Origin of the sequence: Xanthobacter flavus (genome assembly GCF_017875275.1) — a bacterium.
Classification (GTDB): Bacteria; Pseudomonadota; Alphaproteobacteria; order Rhizobiales; family Xanthobacteraceae; genus Xanthobacter; species Xanthobacter flavus_A.
In genome coordinates this window covers 22479-36352 of record NZ_JAGGML010000001.1, presented here as the reverse complement: position 1 = coordinate 36352, position 13874 = coordinate 22479, and the positions used below count along the sequence as shown (strand labels likewise).

Below are 13874 nucleotides of genomic sequence, written 5' to 3'. Positions count from 1 at the left end.
CATGAAAATCTCAAACGAAGACCTCGCCCCCGTCTATTTCACAGTTGCGCTGTTCGTGATCTGGGAGGTGGCCTGCCGACTGTTCAGGATCGACACCTTCATCCTGCCCGCGCCCACCGAGATTTTCGCCGCGATGGTGAAATACTGGTGGCCGCTCCTGAAGAACTCCTTTGTCACGCTCTGGACCACCATGGCGGGCTTCGCCATAGCGGTGGTGTTCGGCATTGCGCTGGGCGTGGTGGTCGGCTGGTCGCGCACCATCTATCGCGGGCTCTATCCGGTGATGATCGGCTTCAACTCCGTGCCGAAGGTGGCGGTGGTGCCCATCCTCATCATGTGGTTCGGCATCGGCGAGGTGCCGGCCATCCTCACCGCCTTCCTCATCTCCTTCTTCCCCATCGTGGTGAACGTTGCCACCGGCCTTGCCACCACCGAGCCGGAGCTGGAGGACGTGCTGCGCGCGCTCGGCGCCTCCAAGCTCGACATCATGCGCAAGGTTGGCATTCCCCGCACCGGGCCCTATCTCTTCGGGGCGCTCAAGGTGGGCATCACCCTCGCCTTTGTGGGCGCGGTGGTGTCCGAGACCATCGGCGCCAATGCGGGGGTGGGCCATCTCATGGTGCAGGCGGGCTCCAACTTCCAGATGCCGCTGGTGTTCGCCGGCCTCATCTCCCTCGCCATCCAGGGCATCCTCATGTACGCGATCTTCGCCGTGTTCGAGCGGCGGATGGTGGCCTGGGCCTTCCGTTCATCCCAGAGCGCGGGAGGCTGAGGGCGTGGCCATCGCCTTCCTGCTGAACGGCGAGCGGATCGAGGCGGCGGACGCCGCCCCCTCCATGACGGTGCTGGACTTCCTGCGCACGCGCCAGCGCCTCACCGGAACCAAGGAAGGCTGCGCGGAGGGCGATTGCGGCGCCTGCACCATCGCCATCGGTCAAGGGGTGGGCGGGGCGCAACGCTGGCAGGTCGCCAACTCCTGCATCCTGCTTCTGTCCCAGATAGACGGCGCCGAGGTGAAGACCGTGGAAGGGCTCGTCGGCTCCGCCGGCCTCCATCCGGCTCAGACCGTGCTGGCCGAGAGCGACGGCACCCAGTGCGGCTTCTGCACGCCGGGCATCGTCATGTCGCTTTATGCGCTCACGCAGGGGCGCGCGGACGATGCGTTGGTGAGCGATAGCGACATCCACGAGGCGCTGGCGGGCAATCTCTGCCGCTGCACCGGCTATCGCCCCATCGTCGATGCCGCCCGGGCGCTCTGCGCCGCGCCGCCGGTGGTGGAGCCTGAGAGCCTCCCGCCGATTGCCGGCACGCGCATCGCGGCACAGGGGGAACTGCATCTCGTGCCGCAGACCCTTTCGGAACTGGTGGCGCTGCGCTCCGCCTATCCGGACGCGGTGCTGATCGCCGGCGCTACCGACCTCGGCCTCATCCCCGCCAAGAAGCGGCGCGGCTTCCGCCTCGCCATCTCCACCCGCCGCGTGGCAGAGCTGAAGCGGATCGGATGGGAGGGCGACCACCTCGTCCTCGGTGCCGCCGTCACCTATGCGGAGGGGCTGGAGACGGTGGAGGCGGCGTTCCCGGCGTTCGGCGCCCTCATCCGCCGCATCGGCTCGCGGCAGATCCGGACCATGGGCACCTTCGGCGGCAATCTCGGCACCGCCTCGCCGGTCGGCGACACGCTGCCGGTGCTGCTGGCGCTCGATGGGGAGGTGGAACTGGCCGGGCCCGCCGGGATGCGGCGCATGAGGATCGCGGATTTCCTCACCGGCTATCGCCAGACCGCTCTGGCGCCGGACGAGGTGATCGCCGCGATCCGCCTCCCCCGCCTCGCCGAGGGAGAGCAGCTCTTCGCCTGGAAACTCTCGCGCCGGTTCGATCAGGACATCTCCACCTTGCTCGGCGCCTTCCGCCTGCGGGTGGAAGGCGGCCGCGTTACGGATCTGGCCGCAGCCTTCGGCGGCATGGCCGAGCGGGCGAAGCGTGCCCCCGCTCTGGAAGCGCTCCTCACGGGCGCGCCATGGGCTGATGCGCCGCCCGAAGGCATCGAAGCCGCGCTGGCCGCTGACTTCGCGCCCCTCTCCGATCACCGCGCCAGCGCCGCCTATCGCGCCAGCGCCGCCGCCAATCTGGCGCGGCGCCTGCATTTGGCCATCACACGCCCCGGCGTGCCGCTGGAGCTGGAGGCGCTATGACCCGCGCCGTCCATGTCCCCGCCCGGCACGAGAGCGCCAATGCCCATGTGAGCGGCCGTGCCGTCTATCTGGACGACATGCCGGAGCCGCCCGGCCTGCTCCACGCCGCATTGGTGCTGAGCCCCCATGCGCGCGCCCGCATCGTCGCCATCGATCTTTCCGCCGCCCGCGCGCTGCCCGGCGTGGTGGCGGTGGCGGCGGGCGACATTCCCGGCACCAACGACATCGCCCCCATCCGCACCAATGAGCCGCTGCTGGCGGCGGGCGAGGTGGAGTATGTCGGCCACCCCGTCGCTGCTGTCGCCGCGCCGACCCTCGATGCTGCCCGCGCTGCCGCGGCGCTGGTGCGGGTGGCGTATGAGCCGCTGCCCGCGCTCCTTGATCTGGATGCAGCCTATGAGGCCGGCGCCCGCGTCGGGCCGGATCAGCAGGTGGGGCGGGGCGATGTTGCGACCGCCCTCGCCACGGCTCCCTTGCGCCTCTCCGGTGAAGTGCGCTGCGGCGGGCAGGATCATTTCTATCTGGAAGGGCAGATCGCCATCGCCGTCCCGGGCGAGGACCGGGACATGCAGGTCTATTCCTCCACCCAGCATCCCACCGAGGCGCAGCATGGCGTCGCGCATGTGCTGGGCCTGCCGTTCGCGGCCGTGACGGTGGAGGTGCGGCGCATGGGCGGGGCCTTCGGCGGCAAGGAGAGCCAGGCCACCATCATCGCCGCCATCGCCGCATTGTTGGCCCATCACGCCGGAAGGCCGGTGAAGCTGCGCCTGCCGCGCGAAGTGGACATGGAGGCCACCGGCAAGCGTCATCCCTTCCGCGTGCGCTGGGCGGCGGGCTTCGATGCGGAGGGCCGCATCGCCGGTCTCGACATGGAGTTCGCCGCCGACTGCGGCAACGTGGCGGACCTCTCCCCCGCCGTCGTCTCGCGCGCCCTGTGCCACGCGGACAATTGCTATTTCATCCCGGCGACCCGCTTTCGCGGCGTGCTGGTGAAGACAAACACCGTCTCCAACACCGCCTTCCGCGGCTTCGGCGCGCCTCAGGGCATGCTCGCCATCGAGGCGGTGATGGACGAGATCGCCCGTCACCTCGGCAAGCCGATCGAAGAGGTGCGCGCCGCCAACCAGTATGGCGACGCCCCGCGCAACATCACGCCCTATGGCCAGGAGGTGGAGGACAGCCTGATCGAGGAGGCCATGGCCCACCTCGACGCCAAAGCGGACCTTGCGGCGTGGCGGGCGGAAATCGACGCCTTCAATGCGCAGAGCCCGGTGATCCGCAAGGGCCTCGCCACCATGCCCATAAAGTTTGGCGTGTCGTTCAACCTGACGACGCTGAACCAGGCCGGGGCGCTGGTGCATGTCTACACGGACGGCTCGGTCCACCTGAACCACGGCGGCACCGAGATGGGGCAGGGGCTGTTCGTGAAGGTGGCGCAGGTGGTGGCGGACGCCTTCGGCATCCCGCTCGACCATGTGCGCGTGTCGGCCACCAGCACCGCCAAGGTGCCCAACACCTCGCCCACGGCGGCCTCCTCAGGCTCCGACCTCAACGGCATGGCAGCGCTGATCGCGGCGAAGGAGATTCGCGGGCGCATGGCCGGGGTGGTGGCGGCGCATTTCGGCACGGCGGTGGAGGAGGTGGTGTTCGCGGAGGGCCGTGTGGCGGTGGGCAACCGCCGCCTCTCCTTCGGCGAGGCGGCGCATCTGGCGTGGCAGCAGCGCGTGCCGCTTTCCGCCACAGGCTTCTACAAGACGCCGAAGATCCACTTCGACATGGCGAAATCGGAAGGGCGGCCCTTCTATTATTACACTTATGGCGCCGCCGCCGCCGAGGTGGCGGTGGATACGCTCTCCGGCGCCGTCCGTGTGCTGAGGGCCGAGATCGTCGGGGATTGCGGGCGCTCGCTGAACCCGGCCATCGACATCGGCCAGATCGAGGGCGCCTTCGTGCAGGGCATGGGCTGGCTCACCTGCGAGGAACTGAAGTGGGATGCCCAAGGCCGCCTCGCCACGCGCGGCCCTTCCACCTACAAGATCCCCGGATCGCGCGACGTGCCGCCGGTGCTGAACGTCCATCTGCTCGACAGGCCGAACGCGGAGGAGACGGTGCTGCGCTCCAAGGCGGTGGGCGAGCCGCCGCTGATGCTCGCCATTTCCGTCTGGCTCGCGATCCGCGACGCCATAGCCGGGCTGCCCGGCGAGGGGCCGGTGGCGCTCGATGCCCCCGCGACGCCCGAGCGCGTGCTCCGCGCGGTTGCAGCGCGGCGTGCCGGAAGCTGAACACCACCGTCCCAGCCGCCATTCCCCTGTGTCAGCGGGTGGAAGCACCGCGATTTGCGTTGCCTGACAGGGGCGGTGTCGGATATGTCCCGGCGACGGCGCCACTGCGGGGCGCGGGCGTGATTGAGAGGACGTACAAGATGGCGCTTACCGGTCTCATCCCCTCCTTCCGTCTCTCGCTCCTGTCCGCCGTGGTCGCTGCATCGGCCTTCGCGCTGCCCGCCGCCGCCCAGACGGCCGCCGCGCCGGCGCCTGCCGCGGCCCCCGCCGCCGACCCGACCGAGACCCATTCGGTTCACGATGACTGGACCGTCCGCTGCAAGGGCAAGGACGAAAAGCGCGCCTGCGAGGCGGTGCAGACGCTGCAGACCCCCGATCTCGCGCACATCCTCGCCCATATCGCGGTGCGGGCCGAGAAGGACGGGCTGGTGCGCCTCATCGTCCTCACCCCGCCGGGCGTGTGGCTGCCGTCCAACGTCGCGCTGAAAGTCGGTGGCGTCGCCGACGTGGTGCTGACCTTCAAGCGGTGCGGCCAGCATTGCGTCGCCTCCGCCGAGCTGACGAAGGATCAGCTCGCCGCGCTCAAGGCCAGCTCCGGCAAGGGCGACATCGTGTTCGAGGACGGCTCGCGCCGCCCGGTCATCCTGCCGCTGTCATTCAAGGGCCTGGGCGCCGCCATGCAGGCCAGCCTCAAGGGCTGACCGTCCGCGCAACGCCGATCGGACAGACCAAAGGCCGGTGCCAGTGCGCCGGCCTTTTTCGTTGCGGCTTCCCAATTCGAGCTGCGCGAGCAGCCTCAGTTCGCCGGCGCCTGCTGCCGATCATCGGTCGGCGCCGCAGCGCCATCCATGGCCCGCTCTGCGCCTGCGGCCGCACGGGCCTTCACGGCTTCGAGCAGCGGGAGAGCGGCGCCGGAGCGCTCGATGAGGCTGAGCGGGTCGGCCATGATGCTGGGCTCGTTCCACGGTCCCCGAACGCTGAACGGCAGGTCGATGGCACCGGTCTTCGCGCCTTTGGCGGCCGGAAGCGCCGCGTGGCCGGCGAGGTCCAACGAGCGTTGGGCGATGGAGAGGGAGCCGGTCATCTCGATCTGCGCGCGCGGACCGCGCATGGCGAGCTCTTCCACGGTGCCAACGCCGTCGCTGATGGCGATGCGCCCGTTGAGATCGGCGAAGGCGGTGCGGCCGCCCCGCCAGTCGCTGCCGGCGGAGAGGGGCCTGCGCTCGATCCTCTGAAGAAGCTGCGCGACGTCGAAGCCGTTCAGATAGCCGTTGGCTGCGGTCAGCACTGCGCTGCCCTGGAGGTTCGTGGCGATGTCCTGGATGCTCCGTCCGGCACCCGTCACATCCACCTGGAACGTGCCGGTGCCCTCGATGCGGCGGAAGCCGCCGATGTCGTCGAGGGCGCGGGCAAGCTCCACTTCATTCGCTTCCGCTTCGAGCTGCAGTTCGGCCCCCGATGGGCGGCGGGCGATGGCAGCGGGGTCGGGCGCGGTGGGCGCGAGGGTCAGGGAGGCGCGCAGCAGGCCGCCCCAGCCATGGGCCTCGCCGATGGCGAGCACCAGCCGGCCGCCCGAGAGCACGGCGCTGGCGGCGACGGTGGAGAGCGCGGTGTCGCCAACGTCCACCCGCGCCGCCGAGAGCCGCAGGTCGAGGTCGCAGGCGCCCAGGGCGGAGAGATTGAGCGGTCCCCGGTCCCAGCCCTGCCTGTCTCCGCCGGTCAGACGCATGGTCCCGTAGGGCGCGAGGGTGATGCGATCGGCCGCGAAGGTGCCCTGGATCAGCGGCCTTGGGCCGGAAACCTTCACCAGCAGTCCGCCGTCACCCCGGTTGCCATCGAGATCGAGGCTCGCCTCGGTCAGCGCGACCTCGCCCTGCTCCAGCTTCAGGCGCGAGGCGAGCGAGAAGGGACCGAAGCCGCTGCGGGTGGGGGCCTCCATGCCGGCCCAGTCGAACAGGTCGCGCAGCGAATCGGCATCCGCCGTCACGGCGCCGTCCATGGTGGGCGCCTTGCCCAGCGCGGCGCGGCCGTGGAATCGGGCCCTGGCGCCGTCTGTCCCAACGGTCGCGCGCATTGGCGCCGGCGTACCGGCCATGAAAGCGGTGATGTCGTCGATGAACAGGGTGGCGTTGACCGGCTGCTCGCGCCAGTCGAACTGCACGGCGACGGCGATGCCGGCGCGGTCCAATACCCGGTCGAGGCTGGCTGTGATGCCGCTCACCAGCTCGCGGGTCAGTCCGCTGCTTGAACGCCATGCGATCGTGCCATCGACGATGCGCAGCTCCGGCCGGTCGGTCGCGGCGAGTACCGGCGCGATGCCGAGGGCGGGCGCCATGCCCTCCCCGGTGAGGACCAGGGTGGGATGCTCCACGATCACGTCGTTCACCACCACACGGCCGGCCAGGAGCTGCAGCAGGTCGAGGCGGGTCACCACATTCTCGGCGTCGAGCGACTGGCCGGCGGGCAGGGGAAAGCTGACCTTGCCGAGCACCACACGGGGGGAGGGGAGGAGGCGGATCGACGGCTCGCCGAGAATCTCCACCTTCTGTCCGGTCGAGCCGGCGAGCGCGTGGGCCGCCACCCGGCGCAACTCGGCGGCCGGTACCAGCAGCGGCACGACCGCCATGGCGACGAGCAGCATCGCCGCGCCCGCGCCGAGCACGGAAGCGGCGATCAGCCCGGCCCGGCGGGTGTTCTTGCCGACACGCAGCATGAAGATACAGAGGTCTCCGAGGGAGCAGGCGGGGCGATGCGCGCGACGCCTGAGGCCACGTTGGATCGTGGCCGCACCTTTAGCGGCCTCTGTGTCGCTTTGATGGCCTGGGGGCGCCGCGCCCTGAGTGTCAGTCGCGCGCCGAGGAACCGCCGCGCGCGCCGTCAGCCGATGCCGCGAGGGCGGAGGACGACATGCGGGCGAGGAGAATCACCGGGCCGAGGCCGACCAGCAGAATCACCAGCGCCGCCAGCGCGCCGTCCTCATAAGTGCCGCGCGCCGCCTCGCCATAGACGTGCGTGGCCAGCGTCTCGAGGCCGAGTGGCCGCAGCAGGAGGGTGGCCGGCAGCTCCTTCATGGCGTCGACGAACACCAGCAGCGCCGCCGTGGCGAGGGCCGGCCGCAGCAGCGGCAGCAGCACCCGGCGCACGGTGCGCGGCTGCGTCGAGCCGAGGCTGCGGGCGGCCATGTCGAGATGCGGTGACAGCTTGGCGCATCCGGCCTCGATGCCGCCCACCGGGATGGCGAGAAAACGGATGGCGAGCGCCATCACCAGCGCCGCCCCCGAGCCCGACAGCAACAGCCCGGTGGAGATGCCGAAGGACTGCTTCATCGCCGCATCCAGCATATTGTCGAATGAGGCGAGGGGGCTGAGGAGGCCGACGGCGAGCACGGTGCCCGGAACCGCATAGCCGAGGCTCGCAACCCGCGCGAAACCGGAGGCGAGCGGCGCGCGCGTCAGCCGCTGGCCGAGCGCCACCACAAGGCCGAGGCCGAGGGCCAGGGCCACCGTCGCCGCGGCGAGGGCGGCCGTGGTCGCGGCCTCGCCGAGGATACGGGTGGGAAAGCCGGTCTCCGCCATGCGTCGCACGGCCGAGATGGAGAGGTGCAGCAGCGGCACCAGAAAGCCGAGGGTGACGGGCAGGGCGCAGAAGGCGGCGGCGGCGATGCCTTTCAGGCCGGTCAGGCGCAGCGGCGCCTGCGGCCGGGCCGAGCCGGTGGCGACGAACCGCCGCGCGCGCCGCGCCCATCGCTCCAGCAGGATCAATCCCAGGACCAGCGCGAGCATGACGAGGGCGATCTGCGCCGCCCCGGGCAGGTTCGAGCGGTTCACCCAGGTGGAATAGATGGAGACGGTCAGGGTGCGCACGCCGAGGAATTCGGAGGCGCCAATGTCGCCGAGCACTTCCAGCAGCACCAGCGTCAGCCCCGCCACGATGGCCGGGCGGGCCAGCGGCAGGCCGATGCGCAGGAAGGCGCGCCAGCGGCTGGCGCCCAATGTGCGCGCCACCTCCAGCGCCGCCGCCGATTGCAGCACGAAGCTCGCCCGCGCGGAAAGGTAGACGTAGGGATAGAGCACCGCCGAGAGCACCAGGATGCAGCCGCCGGTGGAGCGCACATCCGGCAGGCGCAGGCCGCGCGGGCTGTCGATGCCGAGCATCGCGCGCAGCGCCTCCTGCACCGGGCCGAGGGGGTGGAGCACGTCGAGATAGGAGAAGGCGACGATGTAGCCCGGCACGGCCAGCGGCAGCAGCAGCGCCCATTCCAGCACCGAGCGGCCGGGGAAGGTACAGGTGGCCACCAGCCACGCGCACGGCACGGCCACCACCAGCGTCACCACGCCGACACCGAGAATCAGCAGCCCAGTCTCGGCCAGCGCATCGGGCAGCACGGTGGCGATGAGGTGGGGCCACATGTCGCCGGACCCGCGCGCGGCGATGCCGGCGAGGGCAAGAAGGGGCAGCAGAACGAAAAGCGCCACCAATCCCGACGCCAGAAGGAGAGGGGAGAGGTGGCGGGGGAGGCGGAGCCGCGTCGCGCGCGGCTCGCCAGTCAATGCGGTCTCAGCCATCGGCCGTCAGTTGTCGAAGCCGACCTTGTCGATGAGCTCGCTGGCGCGCTTGCGGTTCTTGGCGATGTCCACCAGCGGGATGGGATCGACCTTGAGCGGTCCCAGCGCGCCAATGACGGGATCGACCTCCGCTGAGGTGATGACCGGGTATTCCATGTTCTGCTTGGCGTAGACCGCCTGCATCTCCGGGGAGATGGCGAATTCGAGCAGCTTCACCGCGGCGTCCTTGTGGGGCGCGTTCTTCGCCACGGCGGCGCCGGAGACGTTCACATGGGTGCCGCCGCCCTGGAAGGTCGGGAGCAGCACGTTGATGCCGTCGCCCCACTTCTTCTGGTCGGCGCCGCCCTTGCCCGAGCGCATCAGGCCCACATAGTAGGAATTGCCCACCGCCAGATCGCAGATGCCGCCGAGAATGTCGCGGGCGCCCTCGCGGTCGCCGCCGGCGGGCTTGCGGGCGAGGTTGGCCTTCAGCCCGCGCAGCCAGGCTTCGGTCTTCTCCTCGCCATGATGGACGATATAGGCCGCCACCAGCCCGACATTGTAGGGGTGCTGGCCGGAGCGGATGCAGACCTTGCCCTTCCACTTGGGGTCGGCGAGGTCTTCATAGGTGATGGCCGAGAGCTTCACCTCGTCCTTCGCCGCATAGACGAGGCGGGCGCGCAGGGAGAGGGCGTACCAGTTGCCGGCCGGATCGCGCAGGTTGGCCGGAATGGCGGAGAGGGCCGGGGAGGTCACCGGCTGGGTGACACCGGCGTCCACCACGTCGAGCAGATTGCCCACGTCCACCGTCATCAGCACGTCGGCCGGGGAGCTGGCGCCCTCCGCCTTCACGCGCTCGGCGAGGCCATCCTTGATGAAGACGCTCTTCACCTCGATGCCCGTGGCCTTGGTAAAGGCCTCGAACAGGGGCGCGGCCAGGCCGGGCTCGCGGGTGGTGTAGACGTTGACGACCTGCTGCGCGCTGGCGCCCTGCGCCGCGACAAGCAGTGCGCCACCGGCGAGAAGGCTCCGCAAGAGATGAAAGCGACCCATCGAAATCCCCACGCCCGGGCTCAGAGAGAGCACCATGAGACTATGGAGATTTGGCTAGCCCGAGGCCTTACGAAGGGTCAATGAAGAAGGGCGTGAGCCCGGAAACATTGGAAGTTATCTAATTGTGAAATGAGCTAAGTCCGCCTCATCCAGTTTATACTTTCTCCAATCTGATCGTCGGCCAAAACAAAAAAAGCCCGGCATGAAAGCCGGGCTTTGGGTGTCGGGCGATGGAGAGGATCAATCCTCGTCGAGTTCGCCGATGTGGTGCTGGGCGTACAGCTGCAGGCCGAGCTTGGACACGAGGTCGAGCTGGGTCTCAAGGAAGTCGATGTGGCCTTCCTCGTCCGCCATCAGCTCTTCGAAGAGGTCGCGGCTCGGATAGTCCTTCACCGTCTGGCAGTAGGCGGCAGCTTCCTGGTAGAGGGCGCGGGCATCGAGCTCGGCGGCGAGATCGCAGTCGAGGATTTCCTTCACGTCCTGGCCGATTCGCAGGGGATCGAGCACCTGCATGTTCGGGAAGCCGTCGAGGAACAGGATACGGTCGGTGAACTTGTCCGCGTGGACCATCTCCTCGATGGACTCGGCGCGCCACTTCTTGGCCAGCGCCTTGTAGCCCCAATTGTCGAGCATCCGGTAGTGGAGCCAGTATTGGTTGATGGCGGTCAGCTCAGAGCGCAGGCCCCGATTGAGGTATTCAATAACCTTCGGATCGCCCTTCATCATCAGCTCCTGGTGCCGTAAGGCAGTTAGTTTCAATCAATCCTTAGACTAATTCTAAGGTGAGTGCAAGGTACGCAGAGGTGGCACCCGGCTTTTCACCGGGTGTTTCGGAAAATCGGTTTATGCAGCTTACTCGGCCGCGACCATTCCGGTAAGTCCCGCGACGGGACACTCATCCGCGCACGCACCGCAGTCGTGGGCCTGCACCTGATCCATCAACGTGCGGATGGTCCGGGCGCAGCGTCCGCACTGGGGCGAGCAGCCGAGGCAGCGATAAACTTCGCTGGGAGAGCGCAATGGGGTTCCGGCAAGTGCGTCGAGCACTTGCCGGTCTGAAAAGACGTTGCATGAACAAACGATCATGGCACGGCCCGAAGCTAACTTGGAAGGCTTCTAAAAACTTGTTTCTATTGCATTTTTTGCAGATGACGGGAGGCGCCGTCAACTCCGTACATATGCGATATGGAGCCTCGAAGGCCGTTCGGACAGCATTCTGCCTGCACAATGGAGTTGTTCCATTGTGCGGATACCACCAAAGTGGTGTTAGGACACCGTGTGCAAGCCGGTTCAGGCCGGCAGGGTGAGCCGGGCGATCATGCCGCGCCGCCGGCCCGGATCCTCGCCGGTCGCGGCGCTCCCGGCCGGATCGATGTCCAGCATTCCGCCGAGTCTCCGCGCGGCTTCGGCCATGCGGGCGAGGCGGAGCGGGCGTCCATCGGCGGCGAAGCGGTCGTCGGGCGGAAGACCGGAGAGCGGGTCGAGGGCCGCCGCGGCCGCCTCCGCATCGAGGCCGGCGCCCGCGTCGCTCAGTTGGACGACCGCGCGCGAACCTTCCGTCCCTTCCTCAGTGCCGAATACCGACACCGCGACCGCCCCGCCGGCCGGCGTCGCCGCGATGGCTTCCTCCAGCAGCATGGACAGCAGATTGGCGAGCGAGGCTTCATCGGCTTGAGCGATGACGTCGCCGGCATCGTCGAGCCGCAGCGCCAGCCGCCTGCGCCGGGCGTCCGGCAGGTGCGCGGCGATGGCAGCGCGCACCGCAGCCGAAACGTTGCACGCCGCTGCGGTCGTCTCGGCTTTCGGCGGCTCCGACAGGGCGGCAAGGTCGGCCAGCGTGGCGTTCAGGGATCTGAGCGCATCCCGCAGCGGCGCGTCGAGGGCCTCGGCCGGGGCATCCCGAAGAACAGCCATGGGTCCTTCCAGCCCGGCGCGCACCCGGCCCGCGAGGCGGGGGAGGAGGTTTTCCGGAGGCGCGGCCTCCGTGAGCATCGGGACGGGCGCCTGAGGCGCGGGAGCAGGCTCGGCCGGCTCGGGCGCCGGTCCGATGACGACGCACAGGAGCTGGTCCTCTGCGCCGGCGCGGGTCACGGCCGCGCGGCCGGGCAGAAGCTCGCCCGCGCGATTGCGGAGCGCGAGGGCCACCTGCCCCGAGGTGCCATCGTCCCGCACGCGATCGAGGGTCGCGATCGCCTCGGCGCGATCGGTCGGCGCGACGGCGATGGTGAAGGGCTCGCCAGCGAGATCGTGGGCCGGAAAGCCCAGGCGTTCGGCCGCGGCGAGATTGGCGAGGCGGATCGTACCGTCCATTTCCAACAGGAAGACGGGCCACGGCACCATGTCCAGCGCGGCGCGGCGGGCGCTCGCGCGGGCTTCACGGTCATCCGCAGTGCTGTCCAGCGGGCGGATGACGTGAATAAGCGCCGGCCGGCCGAGGAAGGGCGCGGCGACGAGACGGACCTCCACCGGAAGGCGGGCGCCCTCCGGCGTCAGCACATGCAGGGCGCCGGCTTCGCGGGAGAGGACTCGCTCCAGCCCTCCGGCGTCCTCCAACGCGTCGAGCCCGCTCCAGCCGGTCAGCGCCAGAAACGCCCGGTTGGCGTGGACCAGCGTGCCCTCCTGCTGCACGAGCAGGCTCACCGGCAGCTTGTCGAGAAGTTCCGCCTCGTCGCCGGAAGGGGCGAAAGCTTCGGGCGGGGCCTCGGTCGTCTCGAAGCCGGCGGGCGGCTCCGTGTCCGGCGGGATTTTGGGCCAGTCCTCGATGGCGGCGGCAAGCGTGCGGGCGATCTCGCGGAAGGCGGAGCTTTCCTGCGGGGAGAGGCTGCCCTGCCGGAGCGGCACCACATTGCGCCCGAAGGTGATCGGCGGCGGCGCCGTCGGGGTCTCCGGCTGCGCGGGTTTCTCGCCGAAGGCGGGTGTCTCCGCCGCCGTGACGATGCCGAAGCCGCGCACGCCCTTGAGCCGGCGTTCCGCATCAAACAGCGGCGCGCCGCCCAGGCTGAGGTCGAGCGGGGCTTCGGCGCCGGCGGCCGGAACCCTCGCGGTCCGTTCGGTGAAGCTCTCGCCTGAGGCCATGGCCTCCACGAGCGCATCGGCGTCGTCCAGATGCCCGCCGCGCTCCAGTTCGGCGAAGCTCGCGCCCAGGAACCGGCCCTTGCGGCTGCCGAGCGCCGCCGCGAACAAGGGCGACAGCGCGCGCAGGCGCCCGTCCGCGTCGCACTCCCAGGTCACCCGAAGCGGCTGGGCGAGGAGCGGGCGCAGCGCGGGTGGAACGGCAGGCGCATCCGCCGCACGTGTGGCCTCGGCCGGCGCGGAGACAAAGGCGGACGGGTCGGCGAACAGGATCGCGGGCCCCGAGGGCAGGGCGAGGGCGGCAAAGCGCAGGGTGCGCGGCGAAAGGTCTCCCGGCAGGCGCAGCCGCGCGACGCCGAATCCGGCCGCCGTGCGGCGGGCGAGGTGGGTAGCGGCCGTCATCACCACTTCGGGCGCCGTCCGGCCGGCCTCAATGGCGGCATGTGCGGCGGCCCGCGTCGCCGCAAGCACGCGGCCGGAGGCGACGTCGATCAGGAAGGAGGGGAGGTCCTGTCGCGCGAGGGGTGCCAGCACCGCCTCCGCGCCGGGAAGAGCGGACGCTATGGCCTCCACGCTCTCCCGCGAGAGGGGAGACGGGTCGTCCGGGCTGCCGTGGTGCTGCGTCATCGTGTGCAGGATCGCACCTTGCGGTGGAGGAGTGAACCGAGGCGGGGCATCCCGCCGCCCCTTATTCTCGGCGCCATTGATTAACGTCAGTGCAACTTCGCCGC

At 69.7% G+C, this 13874-nt stretch carries 10 protein-coding genes; 4 read left to right on the top strand and 6 right to left on the bottom strand.

All coding sequences use genetic code 11. From position 1 onward, the window contains the following. Nucleotide 1 precedes the first annotated feature (1 nt). The 4 genes from J2126_RS00175 to J2126_RS00160 all read left to right on the top strand — a co-directional run bounded on the left by J2126_RS00175 (nt 2) and on the right by J2126_RS00160 (nt 5175). Nucleotides 2-772, top strand: coding sequence for an ABC transporter permease (locus tag J2126_RS00175; protein WP_209483027.1), 771 nt, complete (start codon nt 2-4; stop codon nt 770-772). 4 nt (nt 773-776) lie between these two features. Beyond that, nucleotides 777-2192: a xanthine dehydrogenase small subunit gene (xdhA, locus tag J2126_RS00170; RefSeq protein ID WP_209483025.1), complete on the top strand. Its 1416-nt coding sequence runs from the start codon at nt 777-779 to the stop codon at nt 2190-2192. Continuing rightward, a complete protein-coding gene (gene xdhB, locus J2126_RS00165) occupies nt 2189-4474 on the top strand; it encodes a xanthine dehydrogenase molybdopterin binding subunit (protein WP_209483023.1) in 2286 nt (761 codons plus the stop codon). Before xdhA ends, xdhB begins: the two co-directional genes overlap by 4 nt. Nucleotides 4475-4614: 140 nt before the next feature. Then, a complete protein-coding gene (locus J2126_RS00160; RefSeq protein ID WP_209483021.1) occupies nt 4615-5175 on the top strand; it encodes an invasion associated locus B family protein in 561 nt (186 codons plus the stop codon). A gap of 95 nt (nt 5176-5270) precedes the next feature. Here the strand turns inward: J2126_RS00160 and J2126_RS00155 are convergent, their stop codons facing one another. The 6 genes from J2126_RS00155 to J2126_RS00130 form a co-directional block, all read right to left on the bottom strand. Continuing rightward, nucleotides 5271-7187 (bottom strand): AsmA family protein, encoded by a 1917-nt coding sequence (locus J2126_RS00155; RefSeq protein WP_209483019.1) that lies wholly within the window; start codon nt 7185-7187, stop codon nt 5271-5273. A gap of 130 nt (nt 7188-7317) precedes the next feature. Next, nucleotides 7318-9039 carry an ABC transporter permease gene (locus J2126_RS00150; protein ID WP_209483017.1) on the bottom strand — a complete coding sequence of 574 codons (1722 nt, stop codon included), beginning with the start codon at nt 9037-9039 and terminating at the stop codon, nt 7318-7320. Nucleotides 9040-9045: 6 nt separating this feature from the next. Further along, the gene (locus J2126_RS00145) at nt 9046-10071 is read right to left on the bottom strand and encodes an extracellular solute-binding protein (protein ID WP_209483015.1); all 1026 of its coding nucleotides are present in this window, start codon (nt 10069-10071) and stop codon (nt 9046-9048) included. 240 nt (nt 10072-10311) lie between these two features. Beyond that, nucleotides 10312-10794, bottom strand: coding sequence for a bacterioferritin (gene bfr / locus J2126_RS00140; RefSeq protein ID WP_024279492.1), 483 nt, complete (start codon nt 10792-10794; stop codon nt 10312-10314). Nucleotides 10795-10923: 129 nt separating this feature from the next. Next, nucleotides 10924-11157, bottom strand: a complete 234-nt coding sequence (locus tag J2126_RS00135; RefSeq protein ID WP_081762651.1) for a (2Fe-2S)-binding protein — start codon at nt 11155-11157, stop codon at nt 10924-10926. A gap of 204 nt (nt 11158-11361) precedes the next feature. Next, nucleotides 11362-13770: a PAS domain-containing protein gene (locus J2126_RS00130; protein ID WP_209483013.1), complete on the bottom strand. Its 2409-nt coding sequence runs from the start codon at nt 13768-13770 to the stop codon at nt 11362-11364. Nucleotides 13771-13874: the final 104 nt, after the last annotated feature.